The sequence below is a fragment of the Bradyrhizobium sp. PSBB068 genome (assembly GCA_016839165.1).
GTDB lineage: Bacteria > Pseudomonadota > Alphaproteobacteria > Rhizobiales > Xanthobacteraceae > Bradyrhizobium.
Genome location: CP069300.1, coordinates 2,085,473 through 2,105,279 on the forward strand (window position 1 = coordinate 2,085,473; position 19,807 = coordinate 2,105,279).

The 19,807-nt window shown below is 64.1% G+C and carries 14 protein-coding genes and 1 pseudogene; 12 read left to right on the top strand and 3 right to left on the bottom strand.

Translation table 11 applies throughout. The features are described from left to right. The first annotated feature begins 62 nt into the window (after positions 1-62). The gene (gene hpaR / locus JQ507_09705; GenBank protein QRI71721.1) at positions 63-599 is read left to right on the top strand and encodes a homoprotocatechuate degradation operon regulator HpaR; all 537 of its coding nucleotides are present in this window, start codon (positions 63-65) and stop codon (positions 597-599) included. Positions 600-627: 28 nt separating this feature from the next. Here the strand turns inward: hpaR and JQ507_09710 are convergent, their stop codons facing one another. Next, positions 628-1,623, bottom strand: a complete 996-nt coding sequence (locus JQ507_09710; GenBank protein ID QRI71722.1) for a GntR family transcriptional regulator — start codon at positions 1,621-1,623, stop codon at positions 628-630. A 287-nt stretch (positions 1,624-1,910) separates the two neighbouring features. Here JQ507_09710 and JQ507_09715 point away from each other — a divergent pair, with 287 nt between their 5' ends. The 7 genes from JQ507_09715 (at position 1,911) to JQ507_09745 (ending at position 10,244) form a co-directional block, all read left to right on the top strand. Continuing rightward, on the top strand, positions 1,911-3,056 hold the full coding sequence (locus JQ507_09715) for an ABC transporter substrate-binding protein (GenBank protein QRI71723.1): 1,146 nt from the start codon (positions 1,911-1,913) through the stop codon (positions 3,054-3,056). Between the two features lie 292 nt (positions 3,057-3,348). Then, a complete protein-coding gene (locus JQ507_09720) occupies positions 3,349-4,221 on the top strand; it encodes a branched-chain amino acid ABC transporter permease (protein QRI71724.1) in 873 nt (290 codons plus the stop codon). Further along, positions 4,218-5,990: a branched-chain amino acid ABC transporter ATP-binding protein/permease gene (locus JQ507_09725; GenBank protein ID QRI71725.1), complete on the top strand. Its 1,773-nt coding sequence runs from the start codon at positions 4,218-4,220 to the stop codon at positions 5,988-5,990. Before JQ507_09720 ends, JQ507_09725 begins: the two co-directional genes overlap by 4 nt. Next, entirely contained in the window at positions 5,990-6,718 is a 729-nt protein-coding gene (locus tag JQ507_09730; GenBank protein QRI71726.1) for an ABC transporter ATP-binding protein, read from the top strand. The genes JQ507_09725 and JQ507_09730 overlap by 1 nt, the downstream gene beginning before the upstream one ends. 19 nt (positions 6,719-6,737) lie before the next feature. Further along, a complete protein-coding gene (locus JQ507_09735) occupies positions 6,738-7,823 on the top strand; it encodes a malate/lactate/ureidoglycolate dehydrogenase (GenBank protein ID QRI71727.1) in 1,086 nt (361 codons plus the stop codon). Positions 7,824-7,860: 37 nt separating this feature from the next. Beyond that, positions 7,861-8,637, top strand: a complete 777-nt coding sequence (locus JQ507_09740; protein ID QRI71728.1) for a 2,4-dihydroxyhept-2-ene-1,7-dioic acid aldolase — start codon at positions 7,861-7,863, stop codon at positions 8,635-8,637. A gap of 83 nt (positions 8,638-8,720) precedes the next feature. Further along, positions 8,721-10,244, top strand: a complete 1,524-nt coding sequence (locus tag JQ507_09745; GenBank protein ID QRI71729.1) for an altronate dehydratase — start codon at positions 8,721-8,723, stop codon at positions 10,242-10,244. A gap of 119 nt (positions 10,245-10,363) precedes the next feature. Here JQ507_09745 and JQ507_09750 read toward each other — a convergent pair whose 3' ends face one another. Next, complete coding sequence (locus JQ507_09750) at positions 10,364-10,828, bottom strand: DUF2147 domain-containing protein (protein ID QRI71730.1); 465 nt, start codon at positions 10,826-10,828, stop codon at positions 10,364-10,366. Between the two features lie 186 nt (positions 10,829-11,014). On the opposite strand from JQ507_09750, the gene JQ507_09755 reads away from it, so the two are divergent. Genes JQ507_09755 through JQ507_09765 form a run of 3 tightly spaced genes read left to right on the top strand, consistent with a single transcriptional unit; the run spans position 11,015 to position 17,711 of the window. Then, complete coding sequence (locus JQ507_09755) at positions 11,015-14,281, top strand: transglutaminase family protein (protein ID QRI71731.1); 3,267 nt, start codon at positions 11,015-11,017, stop codon at positions 14,279-14,281. Between the two features lie 20 nt (positions 14,282-14,301). Beyond that, positions 14,302-16,836, top strand: a complete 2,535-nt coding sequence (locus JQ507_09760; GenBank protein ID QRI71732.1) for a circularly permuted type 2 ATP-grasp protein — start codon at positions 14,302-14,304, stop codon at positions 16,834-16,836. Then, positions 16,833-17,711, top strand: coding sequence for a transglutaminase family protein (locus JQ507_09765; GenBank protein QRI71733.1), 879 nt, complete (start codon positions 16,833-16,835; stop codon positions 17,709-17,711). Before JQ507_09760 ends, JQ507_09765 begins: the two co-directional genes overlap by 4 nt. Positions 17,712-17,739: 28 nt before the next feature. Here the strand turns inward: JQ507_09765 and JQ507_09770 are convergent, their stop codons facing one another. Then, complete coding sequence (locus tag JQ507_09770; protein ID QRI71734.1) at positions 17,740-19,281, bottom strand: putative DNA binding domain-containing protein; 1,542 nt, start codon at positions 19,279-19,281, stop codon at positions 17,740-17,742. A gap of 402 nt (positions 19,282-19,683) precedes the next feature. Between JQ507_09770 and JQ507_09775 the strand changes: the two are divergent. Continuing rightward, positions 19,684-19,785: pseudogene (locus tag JQ507_09775) on the top strand (transglutaminase family protein). Positions 19,786-19,807 lie beyond the last annotated feature (22 nt).

The following is a 19,807-nucleotide window of genomic DNA, read 5'->3' on the forward strand; positions in this document are numbered from 1 at the left end:
ATTTCCCGCAAACTGAATCAGCGTATGTTGCGGTGCAAAAGGTTGCGGCGGCGGATTAGGTGATGGCGCGCAAGAAATTGTCGAACGAGACAGGGCAGGAGCAGGGTGACGACACATCGTCGCGACGTGGCCCGATGCGCGAATTCTCACGTTCGCTGCCGATGTCGCTGCTCCGTGCGCGCGAGGCGGTGATGCGGCAGTTTCGTCCCTCGTTGCGCAATCACGGGCTGACCGAACAGCAATGGCGAATATTGCGTGCGTTGACCGCGGTCGACGAGATCGAGGTTACCGAGCTCGCCCGCGTGGCGTTCCTGCTCGGCCCGAGCCTGTCGCGGATCCTGCGTGACCTCGAGGGCCGTGCGTTGATCGAGCGCAAGGCGGCGGAGAACGACGCGCGGCGCGCGGTGGTCTCGATCTCTGCCAAGGGGTTGAAGCTGATCGAGGCGGTGGCGCCGACGTCGGAGGCGATCTACGCCGAGATCACGCGACGATATGGCGCGCGCAAGCTTGCCGAGTTGCACGAAATGCTGGGTGTGCTGGAGGCAAGTCTGGCTGGAATGGGCTCGGCCGATGACGCCGACGTCGAGGTCGACGAGTAGCTGCGATCATGCGCGCGGCGATGCGAGCTCAGGTCATATAGGGCACGCGCGAGATCACGTTGATGGCGCGGAATTGGGCGATCCAGCTGGCGACCTTCGAGTGGGACCACTCGATATGCCGGCGCAAGATCGCGGCTGCCGCATCGCCGTCTCGCGCGCGCAACGCTTCGATGATCACCAGATGCTCGTCCATGAAGGAATCGATCTGCGGCGCAGTCAGCGCGACTTGAATGTGCTTTCCGATCGCGAACGCGCAGTGGGTGCGCTTGAGCGCCTCGATCATCTCGCGATTGATACCATAGCCCAGGCAGCGGATGTGCAGGTCGCCCTCGATCTCGTCGAGCTCGCCGACACCGACGCGACTGCGGAATTGAATTCCCTCGCGCAGCCGCTCCGCCATCCGGTCAAGCAGCGCGGCAGGAATTTTCGCGGTCGCGGATTTGAGCAGCAGCGGTTCGAGGGTTGCGCGCACCTCGAAGATGTCGCGAAGGCGATCCTCATCCAGTGGCACCACGTACCAATGCGCCTTGGCGCCTTTCTCGAGGATTCCGATCGCCTGCGCGCGTAGCAGCAGATTGCGCGCCACCGTGCGCCCGACCCGGAAGTGCCGCGCCAGCGCGAGCTCGCTGACGCGGAAGCGTCCGAACAGCGACCGGTAGATGACCTCGCGTTCGAGCTTGTAATAGAGCGTGTCCCAGGCGTCGCTGCGCACCGCCTCGACCGGGCCATCGGTCAGCCCGAACATTTCCGGTGTGATCGGGACGCGCCGTGGTTCGACCTGGCGCTTGCCGGCGATGACGCCGCGGCCGTCGAATCGGCGCACCAGGCCGATATCCGCCAGTTGTTCGAAAGCCTGCCGCACCGGGGAGCGGCTGGAGCCGAACAAGGTCGCGATCGCCGATTCGGAGAGCACCGTGCCGGGCGGCACGTCACCGGCCCGAATGTGCTTTGCCAATGCGCTCTTGATCAGCGCGTAGGCCGGCTGTTTCCGTCTGGTCTGCGATTTCGCTTTAGGAATCGACATCGATGGCTGCCCGTCGGCCACATTATCACGTGATCGCGTCATCTCGCTGGTAGCAGGCATTCACGCACCGTTGCCAGAACTTTTGACTATTGCGTGCAATGTGCAATCGTGGTTAGCTGCGCCAAACGCCAGATTGATGGCCGCTGCTGCGCGTCTTGTGCGCTGCAGCGGGCCTCCACGTTTGTTCGGCGCGCCAATCGACGGTCGCGGGTAGGGCAACAGATCGACGCGTCAGCTCGTCTCAACGCAGCCGACATGCAAGTTCGGCGCACCAAAGGGAGGATTGAATGAAACTGACGAGGCGTGAATTTTCCGCCGGCTTGGCGGCAGGTCTTGCTGCTCCCGCCTTGATGCGTAGCGCTTGGGCGCAGGGCGCGACCATCAAGATCGGCATGTGCGTGCCGGTCACCGGACCGGCCGCGGAGCAGGGCCTGTGGGCCCAGAACGGTGCCAAGCTGGCGCTGGCCGCAGTCAACAAGGCCGGCGGCGTGCTCGGCAAGCAGGTCGAGCTCGTGATCGAGGACGACCAGACCACCAACCCGGGCATCGTGCTGGCGTTCTCCAAGCTCGCCGCACAATCCGACATCGTCGCCTTCCTCGGCTCGATCCGCTCGACCCAGGTGCAGGCGATGGCCCCCGACGTCATCAAGGTCGGCAAGCCCGTGATGATCGGCGGCACCAATCCTGATCTCACCCATTCCGGCAATCCCTGGCTGTTCCGCTTCCGCCCGAACGACAGTTATTCCGGCCGCGTGATCGCCGATTTCGGCGTCAACACGCTCGGCAAGAAAAAATGGGCGATCGTCCATTCCACCGACGCCTTCGGCACCGCGGGCGGCAAGGCGCTCACCGAGGCGCTGACCAAGCTCGGCGCGCCGCCGGTGCTCGACCAGGGCTATGCCAACCAGAGCCAGGACTTCACTCCGGTCGTGCTCGCCGTGAAGCAGTCCGGCGCCGATGTGCTCGGCACCTACTTCACCTTCGAGAACGACCTCGGCATCTTTGCCCGGCAGCTGCGCCAGCTCGGCGTCAACATCCCCTGGGTCGGCTCGCCCTCGGTGGTGGCAGTGTCCTCGACCAAGCTCGCCGGTCCCGCGCTGTTCGGCACCTACGGTGTCGCCGACTTCGCCGAAGACTCCAGCGCCACCGCGAAGGCGTTCGGCAAGGCCTATCGCGATGCCTACAAGACCGCGCCCGACAACCAGAGCGCCTGGCCCTATGACGCGATCACCATCCTGTCGGCGGCGATCAACAAGGCCGGCTCGACCGATCCGACCAAGATCCGCGAGGCCATCCTGGCGACGCAGAAATTCGCCGGCGCCGAGGGCGAGTACAATTTCGACAAGAACGGCGACGGCCTGCACGGCTACAATGTCGTGAAGAACGAGAAGGGTACGATCGTCTACGACAAGCACATCGACTTCAACGACTGATCTGAAACGGTCAGGGAGGCACGAATGGATGGGTTCCCTCCCCCCTTGCGGGGGAGGGGTAGGGAGAGGGGTAAGCCGCACGGGCGGAATTCGTGGTTTACCCCTCTCTCTCCAACTCTCCCCCGGGGCAAGTCGGGCCTGCCCGACTTGCCCAAATTTACGATGCGCAACCGGGATAGACCCCGGTTGCGAGGGGGAGAGAGCCCTGCCACCTCCCGTGTAGCGCTAACACGACAACACTCCGATCCGGCCGGTGCCGGGATATTTGCTTCTGCTTCAACCGAGCGCTGTCATGGATCTAGTTCTGCAATTGCTGTTCACCGGCATCGGCATCGGCGCGGTCTACGCGCTGGTCGCGCTCGGTTTCGTGCTGATCTTCCGCGCCACCAACGTGGTGAACTTCGCGCAAGGCGAATTCTCGATGGTCGCCGCCTATCTGATGGTGGTCTGCGTCGAGCTCGGGCTGCCCTACTGGTTGTCCTTCGTGATCGCGCTTGCCGGTATGGCGCTGCTCGGCGTCGTCTTCAATCTAGGCGTCTACTATCCGCTGCGTCACCGCACCTATCTGCCTGTCATCATCGCCACCATCGGCGCCTCGATCCTGCTGTCGAACTCGGTGCTCGCGATCTACGGCCCGCAGCCGCAGGTGCTGCAAGGCTGGTTCGATACGCCCGGCATCCAGCTCGGCCCGGTCTATCTCGACAGCCAGTATCTTCTGATCATCGGCGTTACGATCCTGCTGGTGCTGTTCAATTTCTGGTTCTTCGAGAAGACGCTGCTCGGCAAGAAGCTGCAGGCGACCTCGCAGGACAAGGAAATGGCCTCGCTGCTCGGCATTTCCGTCTCCACCATGATCATGATCACCTTCATCTATTCGGCGGTGCTCGGCGGCCTCGCCGGCATCCTTGTGGCGCCGGTGCTGTTCGTCTCGATCCAGATGGGCTCGACCATCGCGCTGAAGGCATTCGCCGCGACCATCATCGGCGGCTTCGGTGACGTCGCCGGCGCGATCGTCGGCGGCCTCGCGCTCGGTGTCATTGAAACCTTCGGCGCCGCCTACATCTCGGTGCCGTACAAGGACGGCTTTGCCTTCCTGGTGCTGATCGCCTTCCTGGTGTTCCGGCCGCAGGGCATCTTCGGCGAACGCGTCGCGGAGAAAGCATGAGCGCCAGCGACAACATGATTCCGGCGCCTGCCGTGCGCTCGAAACCGCTGATCATTCGGCACCTGCCGTATTTCCTGGGCGCCGCGGCGCTGGTGGCGCTCGCCGCCAGCATGCAGTTCGACGGCTACGTGCTGAACATCCTGCTCCAGGCCACGACCTTCTCGATCGCGGTGTTCGGACTGTCGGTCGTGCTCGGCCTGTGCGGACAAATCAATCTGGCGCAGGCCGCGTTCTTCGGCTTCGGCGCCTATGTCGTCGGCCTCGGGACTGCCGACCTGCATCTGAACTTCTGGCTCTGCCTGGTTGGCGGCTGCGCGATCAGTTTAGTCGCCGGCGCTTTCCTCGGCATGTCCACGCTGAGGCTCGGTGGCCATTACCTTGCCATGGTGACGATCTCGTTCCAGCAGATCGTGACGCTGGTGATGATCAACGCCATCGGCGTGACCCACGGGCCTGACGGCGTCGCCAATATCCGCCGGCCCGAGCTGTTCCAGTCCTCGCAAAGCTACCTGGCCTTCTGCGTCGCGATGCTCGCCATCGTCGGCTATCTGGTCTGGCATCTGCCCGACACCAAGCTTGGCCGCGCCATGCGCGCGGTGCGAGACAATGAACTTGCGGCCGGCGTCAACGGCATCGATGTGTTCCGTACCAAGGTCTCCGCCTTTGCCGTCTGCGCGGTGCTTGGCGGGCTGGCGGGCGGCTTGTTCGCCGGCGGCTTCGCCTATGTCAGTCCGGACCAGTTCTCGTTCGCGGAATCGATCCAGTTCCTGACCATGTCGCTGCTCGGCGGCGTGGCCTCGCCGATCGGTTCGGTGATCGGCACCGGCCTTCTGATCCTGATCCCGGAATGGCTCCGTTTCCTCAAGAGCGTGCCCGGCCTCTACCTCGCGATCTACGGCCTGTCGGTGATCCTGATCATCCGCTTCATGCCTGACGGCATCTGGGGCTTCGTGTCCGACGCGTTCACGCGGATGCGCGCGCACAGCAAGGCGCCGCCTGTTGCCGGAGCGCTGCAGCTCAAACCGGCGACGACGGGCGGCGACATCGTGCTCGAAGTCTCCGGGCTGTCGAAGCATTTCGGCGGCCTCAAGGCGGTCGACGGCGTCGACATCGCGGTGAAGCGCGGCAGCGTGCATGCGCTGATCGGACCTAACGGCTCCGGCAAGACGACGACGCTGAACGTGCTGTCCGGTCTCTACAAGGCAACGTCGGGCAAGGTCGTGCTCGACGGCACCGACATCACCAGCATGGCGCCGCATCAGCGCACGGCCGCGGGTCTCGGGCGCACCTTCCAGAACATCCGCCTGTTCCGCTCGATGACGGCGCTGGAGAATGTCGAGATCGGCGCCGAGCGTCCCGGCAACACCATGATCGGGAAGGGCGACGAAGCGCTGACCGAGCGCGCGATGGAGGCTTTGACCTTCGTCGGCCTCGGCAGCCGCGCCAACGAACTGATCTCGAGCTTCTCCTACGGCCACCAGCGCCTGATCGAGATCGCGCGGGCGCTGGCCTCGAACCCGACCTTGCTGCTGCTCGACGAGCCGGCCGCCGGTCTCAACTCGACCGAGAAGCTCGAGCTGCATGAGCTGCTCAAGCGCATCGCGGCGCAGGGCCTCACCATCCTGATTATCGATCACGACATGACGCTGGTCTCGGAAGCCGCCCAGCACATCACCGTGCTGAACTTCGGACGCCGCATCGCGGACGGCGAGTCCATGGCCGTGCTGCGTCATCCTGACGTCGTCTCCGCCTATCTCGGGAGCGAATGATGCCGCTGCTCGAAATCCGCAATCTGGTGGTCCGCTACGGCGAGATCGAAGCGCTGCGCGGCGTCACCATCGCCGTAGAGCAGGGGCAAGTGGTCACGCTGCTCGGCGCCAACGGCGCCGGCAAGTCGACGACGCTGCGCGCGATAAGCGGCCTCGCCAAGCCCGCCTCCGGCGACATCCTGTTCGACGGTCACTCGATCGCCGGCCTCGGCCCGGAGGCGATCGTCCGGCTCGGCATCTCGCATGTGCCGGAAGGCCGCCGCGTGTTCCCGGGCCTCACCGTGAAAGAGAACATCATGCTCGGCGCGTCGAACCGGAAGGTTTCGGCGTCGCAGATCTCGCGCGAGGCCGATGCGATGTTCGACCTGTTCCCGGACATCCGCGCCTTTTCGAACGCGCTGGGCTGGACGCTGTCCGGCGGCCAGTTGCAGATGGTCGCGGTGGCGCGCGGGCTGATGGCGAAGCCACGCCTGCTGCTGCTCGATGAGCCGTCGCTCGGTCTCGCACCTGTGATTGTGCAGGCGGTGTTCCGCATCATTTCGCAGATCAGGAAGGACACCACGGTCTTGCTCGTCGAGCAAAATGCGCGCATGGGACTTTCGGTCGCCGATCACGGCTTTGTTCTCGAAACCGGGCGGATCGTGCTCGGCGGCAAGCCCGACGAATTGTGGGGCAATGAAGCCATCGCCGCGGCCTATCTCGGCGGACACGCCAAAACCCACGCCTAATCGAGCGAGCTAATTTTTCATGGTCACCATCAAGGTCGATAATCTCATCAACTTCGTGTCCGAGGTATTTTCGCATTCAGAGTCCTCTCCGGAAGAGGCGAAGCGCATCGCGACCTACCTGACGACGGCCAACCTCACCGGCCACGACAGCCACGGCGTGATCCGCGTGCCTGTTTACGTCAGGTGGAAGAAGATGGGTTCGATCGTGCCGAACCAGACCCCCGAAGTCGTGGTCGACACGCCGTCGCTCGCGGTGGTCGATGGCAAGTTCGGCTATGGCCAGACCGTCACCCCGGTCGCGGTCAAGCTCGGGATCGAGAAGTGCAAGAAAGCGGGGCTTGCTGCCGTCGCGCTGCGCAACTCCGGCCATCTCGGCCGCGTCGGCGACTGGGCCGAGATGGCCGCTGCTGAGGGGCTTGTTTCAATTCATTTCGTCACCGCAGCAGGCTCGCTGCTGGTCGCGCCTTATGGCGGCGTCGAGAAGCGCCTGTCCACCGCGCCATACTGCGTCGGCATTCCGCGCCAGGGCCAGGATCCCATCGTGCTCGATTTCGCAACGTCCGTCGTCGCCGAAGGCAAGTGCCTGGTAGCGAGTCGCGGCGGCAAGAAGCTGCCGATCGGCGCGCTGGTCGATGCCGACGGCACGCTGAGCGAAGACCCGCATGTGCTGTATGGTCCGTATACGCCGGATGGGCCGCGCGATCACACCAAGGGAACCGGCGCGATCCGTGCCTTCGGCGATCACAAGGGCTCGGGCCTTGCCTTCATCTGTGAGCTGCTTGGTGGTGCGCTGACCGGTACCGGCGCGACATCGTCGGACCGTCGCTTCGCCAACGGCATGATGGCGTTCTACATCGATCCCAAGGTGATCGACACCAGCAACTTCTTCGACGGCGAGATCACCCGCTACACCGATTTCATCCGCGCCACCAAGCCGATCGCGGGTACGGATTCAGTGCTGGTTCCGGGCGATCCGGAGCGGAAAACCCGCGCCGATCGCACCAAGAACGGCATCCCCTTGCCTGACGACACCTGGGCGGCGATAGTGAATACCGCGCGCGAAGTCGGCGTCAGCGAAGTCTCGATCCAGCGGGCGACCAGCTGAGGTCCGCCCTCCAAAAACACAAAAGGAAACGCGATCAATGGCAAACAAGGTCAAGCAGGTCTGGGCATCGGGCAAGGCGGTGGTGAACGCGTGGCTCGCGATCCCCTCCGGGTTTTCGGCCGAAGTGATCGCGCAATGCGGCTTCGACAGCGTCACCGTCGACATGCAGCATGGCGTGCAGGACTATCAGTCGATGGTGCAATGCTTCCAGGCGATGCATGCCCATCCGGTGACGCCGATGGTCCGCGTGCCCTGGAATGAGCCCGGCATCATCGGCAAGGTGCTGGACGGCGGCGCCTATGGCGTGATCTGCCCGATGGTCAACACGCCGCAGGAAGCCAAGAACCTGGTCTCTTACGCAAAATATCCGCCGAAGGGCGTGCGCTCCAACGGTCCGATCCGCGCCGGCATGTACGGCTCGGCCGGCACCTATCAGCAGACCGCCAACGACGAGATCGTGCTGCTGCCGATGATGGAGACCAAGACCGCGGTCGAGAACATGGAAGCGATCCTCGACGTCGAAGGCATCGATGGCGTCTATATCGGTCCGTCCGATCTGGGCTTCTCCTACGGTCTGGTGCCGAAGCTCGATCGCGACGAGCCGGAGATCCTCAAGATCTACGAGAAGATCATCAAGGAATGCGGCAAGCGCGGCCTCAACCCGGGCATCCACTGCTCGGGCGCCGAGGGCGCGGTGCGCGCGATCAACATGGGCTTCAAGCTCGTGACGCTGTCGAACGAGGTCGGCCTGATGCAGGTCTACGCCAAGATGCAGGTCAATGCGACCCGCGAGAAGTCCGGCGGCAAGGCGTAGTCATCTTCGCGAATGGCGAACAGGGAGTAGCGAATGGCGCTGCTCCCAATTCCATTCGCTATTCGCTCCAAAGGAGAACTCCCATGGCCTCGGCCCAAGTGATCCGCCTGCACGCCGACGACAGCGTTTTGATCGCGCGCGCGAGCCTGCCGCCGGGGCTGGAGGTGACCGAGGGCATCACCACGGTCGATCGCATTCCGGCCGGCCACAAGGTCGCGATCAAGCCGATCGCGCAAGGCGAACCGATCCGGCGCTATGGCCAGATCATCGGCTTTGCGACGCAGCCGATCGCACCGGGCCAGCATGTGCACACCCAGAACTGCGGCATGGGCGACTTCGCCAAGGACTATGCCTATGGCGTCGACGTCAAGCCGGTCCCGAACTTCGATCTGCCGGCGACCTTCGAGGGCATCCGCCGCGCCGACGGCCGCGTCGCGACGCGCAACTATATCGGCATCCTCACCTCGGTGAATTGCAGCGCCCATGTTGCCGGCATCGTCGCCGACATGTTCAAGAAGAACCCGTTCACCGGCGACAATCCGCTCGCCGACTACCCGAATGTCGACGGCGTCGTCGCGCTGACCCACAAGACCGGCTGCGGCATGACCCAGGACGAGCCGCTAGCACTGCTTCGCCGCACGCTCGGCGGCTATGCGCGCCATGTCAATTTCTCCAACGTGATCGTGCTCGGCCTCGGCTGCGAGGTGAACCAGATCGGCGGCTTGATGGCCGAGCAGAAGCTTGCCGGCCGGCTGCGCGCGATGGACATCCAGGAGGTCGGCGGCACCCGCAAGACCGTCGAAGCCGGTGTTGCCTTCGTCAAGGAAGCGCTCACTGACGCCAACAAGGTCAAGCGCGAAGCGGTGCCGGCGAGCGAACTCACCGTGGCGCTGCAATGCGGCGGCTCGGACGGTTACTCCGGCGTGTCGGCCAATCCGGCGCTCGGCGCCGCGAGCGATCTGCTCGTGCGCCACGGCGGCACTGTGATCCTGTCGGAGACGCCCGAAACCTATGGCGCCGAGCATCTGCTGACCCGTCGCGCCGTCAGCCGCGAGGTCGGCGAGAAGCTGGTTGGCCTGATGCGCTGGTGGGAAGAATACACCCAGCGCGAGGGTGCCGAGATGAACGCCAATCCGAGCCCCGGCAACAAGGCGGGCGGTCTCACGACGATCCTTGAGAAGTCGCTCGGTGCGATGGCCAAGGCGGGCAGCACCAATCTGGTCGACGTGCTGCATTATGCCGAGCCCGTCACCAAGAAAGGCTTCGTGTTCATGGACACGCCCGGCTACGACCCGGTCGCTGCGACCGGGCAGGTCGCGGGCGGCGCCAATCTGGTCTGCTTCACCACCGGCCGCGGCAGCGTGTTCGGCTGCAAGCCCGCGCCGTCGATCAAGCTCGCCACCAACACGCCGATGTACAAGCGGATGCAGGATGACATGGACGTCAATTGCGGCACCATCCTCGACGGCGAGGAGAGCGTGCAGGAATGCGGCCAGCGCATCTTCGACCTCATCCTCAAGACCGCCTCGGGCCAGCCGACCAAGAGCGAGAGCTTTGATTTCGGCGGCGCCGAGTTCGCCCCCTGGGTCTTGGGCGCGACGATGTAGCGCTCGGGGACGGCCACCTTGGCGCTGTCATTGCGAAGCGATGCGCAGCCCAGCTTGCGGAGCGATGGATTACGTCGTCGCTGTCGCTCGTCGCAATGACGACTGCTAAGTCGGCTTGTTCACTGATTGACCGACGCCACCGTGATCTCGCCGACCTTGGTCCAGGTCTCGCCGCCGCACAACACCGCCAGCACGCAGCCGCGCACCTCGAGCTTCTTCGTGCCGGCGAGCTGCAGATCGCTGGAATAAGTCTTGCCGTCGTCGGCGTTGTAGATAGTACCCGACCATTTCTTGTCGGCGACCGAACGCATGGCGTTGAAGATGTTGATGCCGACGATCGGCCGCTGCGCCAATGCCTTGTTGGTGTTCTTGTCGTCGATCTGCGGCTTGCCGGTCGCGGGATCGATCGGCGCCTTCAGCCAGACGATGATGCCACACAACGCCTTGCCGCAAGAGCTGATGCGGATCTTGGCGTCACCGGCCGCAGTCAGCCAGATTCCCTCGACCTCGTCTGCGCGTGCGGCCTGATTCAGCCCGAGCAGCAGCATTGCGGCGGTGGTTAGCAGGATGGTCAATTTCTGCATGGCGCTACTCCATACTCAACATGCGTCCGTACCGTTATGGTGAATGGACTTGGTTAAGTTTGGGTTCAGCCCGGCCGCCAATCGGCGAAATCCGCTCTCCCGATAGGCACTTGCTGCCCGTTGTTAGTGCTTGATGTCGGCCGGAACCAGTGTTCTGCTTAAAAAAGCTGCTGGAGTTCCTGGTCCGTGTCGATCTTCGTCGCACTGCATCACGTCACGCACTACAAATACGACCGGCCGATCGATCTCGGGCCCCAGACCATTCGGCTCCGGCCCGCGCCGCATACCCGCACGCCGATCCTGAGCTATTCGCTCAAGGTCACACCATCAAACCATTTCGTGAATTGGCAACAGGACCCGCAAGGCAACTGGCTCGCTCGCTACGTGTTTCCGGACAAGGCGACCGAGCTCAAGGTCGAGGTCGACTTCACCGCGCAGATGACGGTGGTCAATCCGTTCGACTTCTTCGTCGAGCCCTACGCCAACAGCTTTCCGTTCGAATACCCCCCCGATCTCAAGACCGAGCTCGCCCCCTATCTCGAGACCGAGGCGCCCGGGCCGCTGCTCGCGGCGTATCTGAAGGACATTCCGCGCAAGGCGGACTCGACCGTCAATTTTCTGGTCGAGCTGAACGCGCAGCTGCAAAAGAAGATCAGCTACGTCATCCGCATGGAGGCCGGCATCCAGACGCCGGAGGAGACGCTGGCCGCGGGCTCCGGCTCCTGCCGCGATTCGGCGTGGCTCCTGATCCAGGCGCTGCGCCATCTCGGGCTCGCGACGCGTTTCGTCTCCGGCTATCTCATCCAGCTGCGGCCCGACATCGATCCGCTCGAGGGGCCGCGCGAGGTCGAGAGCGATTTCACTGACCTGCACGCCTGGGCCGAGGTCTATCTGCCCGGCGCGGGCTGGATCGGTTTCGACGTCACCTCCGGCATGCTGACCGGCGAGGGACACATCCCGGTCTGCGCCACGCCGCACTACCGCTCGGCCGCGCCGGTGACCGGCACTGCGGGCTTCGCCAATGTCGAGTTCGGCTTCGAGATGAGCGTCAAGCGTATCCGCGAGGCACCGCGGATCACGCGACCGTTTTCGGATGCATCCTGGGCGCGGCTCGACCGGCTCGGCGAGCAGATCGACGCCGATCTGACGAAGGATGACGTACGGCTGACCATGGGCGGCGAGCCGACCTTCGTGTCGGTCGACGATCTGGAATCGCCGGAATGGAATGTCGCAGCCGTCGGTCCGACCAAGCGCGCGCTGGCCGATGAGCTGATCCGCAAGCTGCGCACGCGGTTCGCGCCGGGTGGCCTGCTGCATTACGGCCAGGGCAAATGGTATCCCGGCGAGAGCCTGCCGCGCTGGGCGTTCGGCCTCTATTGGCGCAAGGACGGCAAGCCGATCTGGAAGAATGCCGATCTGATCGCCTCAGTCGAAAATCCGGGCAAGGCTGAAATCGCCGATGCGGAGCGCATCGCAATCGGCATCGCCGCGCGACTCGGCCTGAAGGCTGACTACGTCATGCCGGCCTTTGAGGACACAGCGTTCTGGCTGGAGCGCGAGGCCGGCCTGCCGGCCAATGTCAGCCCTGCGAATTCCAAATTGACCGATCCGGAAGAGCGCGCGCGTCTCGCGCGGGTGTTCGACGAGGGCCTCACCACGCCGAAGGGTTACGTGTTGCCGATCCAGCGCTGGAGCCCGCTGGACGATCGCGTGCCGGCGCGCTGGCGCAGCGAGCGCTGGAAGATCCGGCGCAGCCACCTGTTCCTGTTTTCGGGCGATTCCCCGCTGGGCTTGCGCCTCCCGATCTCTTCGCTCGAACACGTTCCGCCCGAGGATTTTCCCTACGTCATCGAGCGGGATCCGATGGCGCCGCGCGATGCACTGGGGGAGATCGATCCGGAGCTGACGCGGGCGCTGAAGGAGATTCCGGAGCCGTTGCCGGTGCGCACGGCGATGTCGATCGAGCTGCGCGACGGCGTGCTGTGCGCCTTCATGCCGCCGGTCGAGAAGGTCGAGGATTATCTCGAGCTGATCGCGGCGATCGAGGCCGCTGCCGAAGAATTGCAGCTCGCAGTCCATGTCGAGGGCTACGCGCCGCCATTCGATCCACGCGTCGAAGTGATCAAGGTGACGCCGGACCCGGGCGTGATCGAGATCAACGTGCAGCCGGCGCAGAGCTGGCGGGAGGCCGTCGACATCACCCTCGGCCTCTACGAGGATTCCGCGAAGACCCGGTTAGGGGCCAACCGCTTCCTGATCGACGGCCGGCATACCGGCACCGGCGGCGGCAACCACATCGTGGTTGGCGGCAGCAAGCCGGAGGATTCGCCGTTCCTCCGCCGGCCGGATTTGTTGAAGAGCCTCGTGCTGTATTGGCAGCGGCATCCGTCGCTGTCCTATTTGTTCTCCGGCATGTTCATCGGCCCGACCAGCCAGGCGCCGCGGATCGACGAGGCGCGGCATGACGGGCTCTATGAATTGGAGATCGCGCTGGCGCACGTTCCGCCGCCGGGCATGGACGCGCCGCTGTGGCTGGTCGACCGGCTGTTCCGGCACATCCTGGTCGACATCACCGGCAACACCCATCGCGCCGAGATCTGCATCGACAAGCTTTATTCGCCCGATAGCCCGACCGGCCGGCTCGGCCTGGTCGAATTCCGCGCGCTCGAAATGCCGCCCGATCCGCGCATGTCGCTGGCGCAGCAGCTGCTGATCCGTGCGCTGATCGCGAAGCTGTGGCGCGAGCCGCAGGACGGAAAATTCGTGCGCTGGGGCACCGCGCTGCATGACCGCTTCATGTTGCCGCATTTCCTCTGGGAGGACTTTCTCGGCGTGCTCGCCGAGCTCAAGCAGTTCGGCTACGACGTTGAACCGGAATGGTATCAGGCGCAGCTCGAGTTCCGCTTCCCCGCCTTCGGCCGGGTCCATCACGGTGGCGTCGGCCTCGAACTGCGGCAGGCGCTCGAGCCCTGGCATGTGCTGGGCGAGGAGGGCACCTCGGGCGGCACCGTGCGCTACGTCGATTCGTCGGTCGAGCGATTGCAGGTCAAGGCCACCGGTTTCGTGGAGGGCCGCCATGTCGTCACCTGCAATGGCAGGCGGATGCCGATGACCGAGACCGGCCGCTCGGGCGAAGCGGTTGCAGGCGTCCGCTTCAAGGCCTGGCAGCCGGCCTCCGGCCTGCATCCGACCATTCCCGTGCACGCGCCGCTGACATTTGATTTGATCGACACCTGGAACGGCCGCTCGCTTGGCGGCTGCGTCTATCATGTCGCCCATCCCGGCGGCCGCAACTACGAGACCAAGCCGGTCAACTCCTATGAGGCCGAGGCGCGGCGGCTGGCGCGCTTCCAGGAGCACGGCCACACCCCCGGCAAGATCGAAACGCCGCCGGAGGAACGCACAATTGAGTTTCCCTTGACCCTCGACTTGCGGACGCCGCTCCTGCAGTAATTAAGGGCAGGGGAAGTGGAATGACCGGACCGGGTGGCCAAGGCGGGAGTAGTCAGGAGAGCAGGGCCCGGCCCGGCCAGCGCCGGATGGCGCAATGGACCCGCGACTATGTCCGGCTTCCCGGCATTCCCGATGAATACATCGCCGAGAACGGCGCGCCACGGCCGGTCTGGGCCCGTTTCTTCGATGCCTTCGCTGCGCTGTCGCCGGCCGACATCGAGCGCCGCTTCGCTTCCGCCGACCGCCATCTGCGCGAGGCCGGCGTCACCTACCGCGCGCCCGGCGACACGTCCGACCGGATCTGGCCGCTCAGCCATCTGCCGCTGATCATCGATGCTGCCGACTGGCGTCAGCTCGCCGCCGGCGTCGCGCAACGCGCGCAGCTTCTGGAAATGGTGCTGGCCGATCTTTACGGCGACGGCCGTCTCGTCGCCGAGGGCGCGATCCCGGCGGCCGCGATCGCCGGCAGCAGCGAATATCTGCGCGCGATCAGCGGCATCAAGCCGCCGGGCGGCCGCTATCTGCATCTCTATGCCGCCGATATCGGCCGCGGGCCCGACGGCCGCTGGTGGGTGCTCGGCGATCGCACCCAGGCGCCGTCGGGTGCGGGCTATGCGCTGGAAAATCGCCTGGTGCTGTCGCGCGCGTTTTCCAACCTCTACAAGTCGATGAATGTCGAGCGCGTCGCGCCGTTCTTCGAAGCGTTCCGCGATTCGCTGCGCGCCAGCGCCGACCGCGACGAGCCGCGGATCGGCCTGCTGACGCCCGGCGCATTCAGCGAGACCTATTTCGAGCACGCGACGCTCGCGCGCTATCTCGGCTTCCTCTTGGTCGAGGGCGACGATCTCGCGGTCTCCGGCGACCGCATCCACATCCGCACCGTCGCTGGGCTGAAGCGGCTCGACGTGCTGCTGCGCCGGGTCGATTCCAACATGCTCGATCCGCTCGAGCTCGATGCGTCCTCCTATCTCGGCGTGCCCGGCCTCGTCGAAGTGCTGCGCAAGAGCGGCGTCGTGGTCGCCAACATGCCGGGCTCGGGCGTGATGGAGGCGAGGGCGCTGCTCGGCTTCCTGCCCAATCTGTGCCGGCGCCTGCTCTCTGAAGACCTGATGATGCCGCACATCGCAACCTGGTGGTGCGGTCAGAAGTCGGCCCGCGAGCAGGTGCTGTCGCGGCTCGACGAGTTCGCGATCGAAGGCGCCTATGGCCGCGGCGTTGCGGATTTCCCGGGCAATGGTCCGGTGCTGCCGGGCGAATTGTCGGCTGCGGACCGCGACCGCCTGAAGGATGCGATCAGTCACCGCGGCATCGATTATGTCGGACAGGAGCTGGTGCGCCTTTCCACCACGCCGGTGTGGGAGAACGGCCGCATCGCGCCGCGTCCGTTCGTGCTGCGGGTGTTTGCGGCGGCGACGCCGAACGGCTGGACCGTGCTGCCCGGCGGCTTCTGCCGGATCGCCGACCGGGCCGATGCGCGCGCGGTGTCGATGGGCGATGGCGCGGTGTCCGCCGACGTCTGGGTGGTCTCCGACAAGGCGGTTGCGACCTCGACCTTGCTGCCGGCGGTCGACACGGTTCGCATCCGCCGCATCGCCGGCGTGTTGCCGAGCCGCGCCGCCGACAATCTGTTCTGGCTCGGCCGCTATCTCGAGCGCGCCGAGGCCACCATTCGCCTGATCCGGGCGCTGTGCACGCCGCTACGCGATCCGGCGCGGGGTAATTCGAACGGCAACGCGCCGGCGATGCATTCGGCCGAGCGTATCCAGCGCCTGTTGGTGACCTGGGGCGCGGCCTCGCAGACCGCGCGCGCCAATCCCGCCAAGGTCGCGCTCGAGGCGCTGCAGAGCGAGGACAAGTTCGGCTCGGCGCTGTCGCTGGTGCGCTCGGCGCAGCGTACCGCGACGTCACTCCGCGAGCGGCTGTCGCCGGACGCCTGGCAGGTCATCACCGAGATGGCCGACCGCCTGGCGATCGAGGTTCATGACGATGACGGCGTGGTCAGCGCCGCCGAACTGACCTTGCAGGAGCTGGCAAGCTTCGCCGGCCTCGCGCAGGAGAACATGAACCGCGCCGCCGGCTGGCGCTTCCTCGAGATGGGCCGCCGTGCCGAGCGCGCCATCAACACCATCCGCTTTGCCCGTCAGTTCGCCTATGACGAAGCCGGTGACGAGGACCTCGACGTCCTGCTCACGCTGGTGGACTGCCAGATCACCTATCGCTCGCGCTATCTGGTGCAGCCGCTGCTGACGCCGGTGCGCGATCTTGCGGTGCTCGATCCCTATAATCCGCGCTCGGTCGCATTCCAGGTCGCGGCGCTGAACGAGCATATCGCCGCGCTGCCGAGCCTGAAGGAGCATGGCCTGATCGAGCGGCCGCAGCGGCTCGCGGTCTCGGTCGAGGCGATGCTGACGACGGCCGAAGCCTCGAGCCTCGACGTCAAGACCCTGTTCGCGCTGGAGCAGGATCTGCTCAACCTCGCCGATGCGGTCGGGCTGCATTACTTCCCGCATGGACCGAATGCCAGCCGGCCGGAGAAGCTCACGGGGCTGGCGTGATCTACGACATCCGCCACGTCACGACCTACAGCTACGAGACCCAGGTCAGCTTCGCGCGCTGCTCGCTGCGGCTGGAGCCGCTCAGCGGCGACGGGCAGGAGCTGGTTTCCCATTCGGTCGAGATCCGCCCCAGGCCGGCGGAACGCACCGCACGGCGCGATTTCTTCGGCACGCTGACCGAAAGCGTCCTGATCGAGACCGCGCATCGCAGCCTTCGCATCGATTCCCGCTCGCGGGTCGCGGTGGCTCGAGAGCCGCGAGCGCGTGACGCCGCCAGTCCGCCCTGGGAGAGCGTGCGCGATCACGCGTTCGAGGCGCTGAGCCTCGATGCAGCCTCGCCGGTCGGCTATGTCTTCGCCAGTGCGCTGGTGCCCGTGCTGCGGCCGGTGACCGCCTATGCCTCCGCGAGCTTCGCGCCAGGTGGCGGCATCCTCGCCGGCGCTGCCGACCTGATGCGCCGAATCCGCGGTGACTTCAAATACGATCCCAAGGCGACCGTCATCTCGACGCCGCTTCGGGACGTGTTCGAGAAGCGCCACGGCGTCTGTCAGGACTTTGCCCATGTGATGATCGCCGGGCTGCGTGGTCTCGGCCTGCCCGCGGCCTATGTCAGCGGCTATCTGCGCACTATTCCGCCGCCCGGGCAGCCGCGGCTGCAGGGCGCGGACGCAACCCATGCCTGGGTGTCGGTCTGGTGCGGCAGCGAGCTCGGCTGGATCGGGTTCGACCCGACCAACGATCTCATGATCGCCAACGATCACATCATTCTCGCCATCGGCCGCGACTTCGCCGACGTCTCGCCGGTCGACGGCGTCATCGTCGGTGCGCGCAAGCAGAGGCTCAGCGTCGCGGTCGACGTGTTGCCGGTGGAGTGAGGACTAGGATTGCGTTTATACGCATTCGCTATTTCTTGACGATGGTATAGTGAGCCTTGGGATCGCGCGCATACTCACCGGGCCAGAATATCAGGTGCCCCGCACGCATCAAACGATCGAGGTCCTTCTTGCTCGTTTGCCAAGTGCGCCCGGTAAGCCGAGAAGCTTCTGAGACTTGGATCGTTGAGTTCTGGAACGCGTACGCCAAAATCTTGATTTCGTGATCTTGAAGGCGCTTCCAGACATCGACGCCGAAATGGTTGGCGACGTCGGTGTTCGTTGCTCGTTTTCTGGTTGCATGGTCGTTGCTAAGGGTTACACGTACAACTACGCCGTGGACCGCCTCTTGTTTCCATTGTGGCTCGGGTAGATGATACTCCTTCATGCTTTCGCGTATGCGGCGCGTACCCTCGCGAGCCATCCGCACATAACCCAGAAAGCGTAGAGCATCCATGAAGTGATGATTCCGAGCGGCGCGAACTTCATAGATTGTCTTCTCGTTGACGGGCGGAACAAATCCTCCCGGACTTTCGATCTCCATTCGATCGGGAAAGAGCTTCACAAAGACCTCTGAGCCGCTGAAGTTGTACGAGCGATGGACCAATGCGTTCACAACGCCTTCGAACCAGGCATAGGTAGGGTATTCTGGCGTTGTGACAAATTTTCCTTGGTCGTTCAGCCAAGTAACGTCGTAAATGAGGCCAGCGATGATCTCAGCGCCCTCGCGGAGCATTTTTACGACGTTGCCCTCTACGGTGCGGTCCCTCTGAGGGGTGTAGGATTGGCCTTGCCCCTCTGTCTCGCTAGCAAAACGCTGAATACGGAGGCGACAGCCCGGTATCGAAAGTCCCGGATCTTTGGCAGCCAATAAAACAAGACCGTTTAGTGGCTTTAGCTTGCCGTCCTCACGCCGAAGCAAACGACGATCAATCAGCAACTCATCGTTGGAGAATTCGACCCCTTCTCGTTGTCGATAATTATCACAAAAGTCTTGAATGATGCGGAGATCAAAATCGCTCGGATAGTTGTATGGAGCCGTTTCGAGCTCAAACGACAACTCTTGGCGCGTGGCACGGAAATCGTGTTTCTCTTGCTCGCTCATCTTGGAACGGCTCTCGCCGTATCTGATCCACGCCTCTCCCTTGTTGGTCTCCACAAGCTTCCCAAGGTATGGGACGAATATTGCGTAGCAATAGTCCTGCTTCCCATCGACGACGACCGGAAATTTCTTGAACTCCGGTTTTGCCTGCGGGCATCGCGTCAAGTGAGAGCACTCGATATCATTGATTTGCTTTTGGCTGAGCGAGTTGCATCCGACGATTGTGCCGTCGTTCTCCACGCCGTAGACGAGAAGGCCGCCGTCAGGCGTATTAGAGAACGTGCTGTAGTAGGTGGCGAGATCGTCTATCGAAATCTTTCGACAGCCTTTGCGTTCGAATCTGCGATCCTCTCCCAAGAATTCGATGACCTGCTGATTGAGCCGGACCCAAATGTCGCGGGGAGTCCAAACGGCAGGATTATCGTTGACACCAACCGCCGCGTTGAAATCAAACTCGAACTGGTCTGACATACTCGATGTAGTATATCGAGCCATGCTCGATACCTTTATGCGGTAGGATGGGTGTGAAGGCGGACCCAAATCACTATAGCGAGAAGAGAGCCGCTCGTCGCGGCCACCCCGTAACGGCACCCGCGTTGTCCACACTGCTGAGGTTACATGAATACAGCAAACGGGCTCACCTCAAAAAGCTGCCCTAAAACCCCAAAAGGGCCCGGCGTGAACCGAACCCCTTTGGCGGAGCGGGTGGGATTCGAACCCACGATACAGTTGCCTGTATGGCCGATTCGTAATCGGCTGGCTTCAACCACTCACCCAACGCTAAGTTTATTAAGGCACTTTTTTGCAGGACTGCCAAGCGAAAGATGCATCGAGAAGATTGAGGCGGGTCTCGACATCCGCACACACGCGGTTGTCGGCCGCGACTTCGCCGACGTCTCGCCGGTTGACGGCGTCATCGTCGGTGCGCGCAAGCAGAGGCTCAGCGTCGCGGTCGACGTGTTGCCGGTGGAGTGAGCGGAGCGCGGCGAGAATGCCG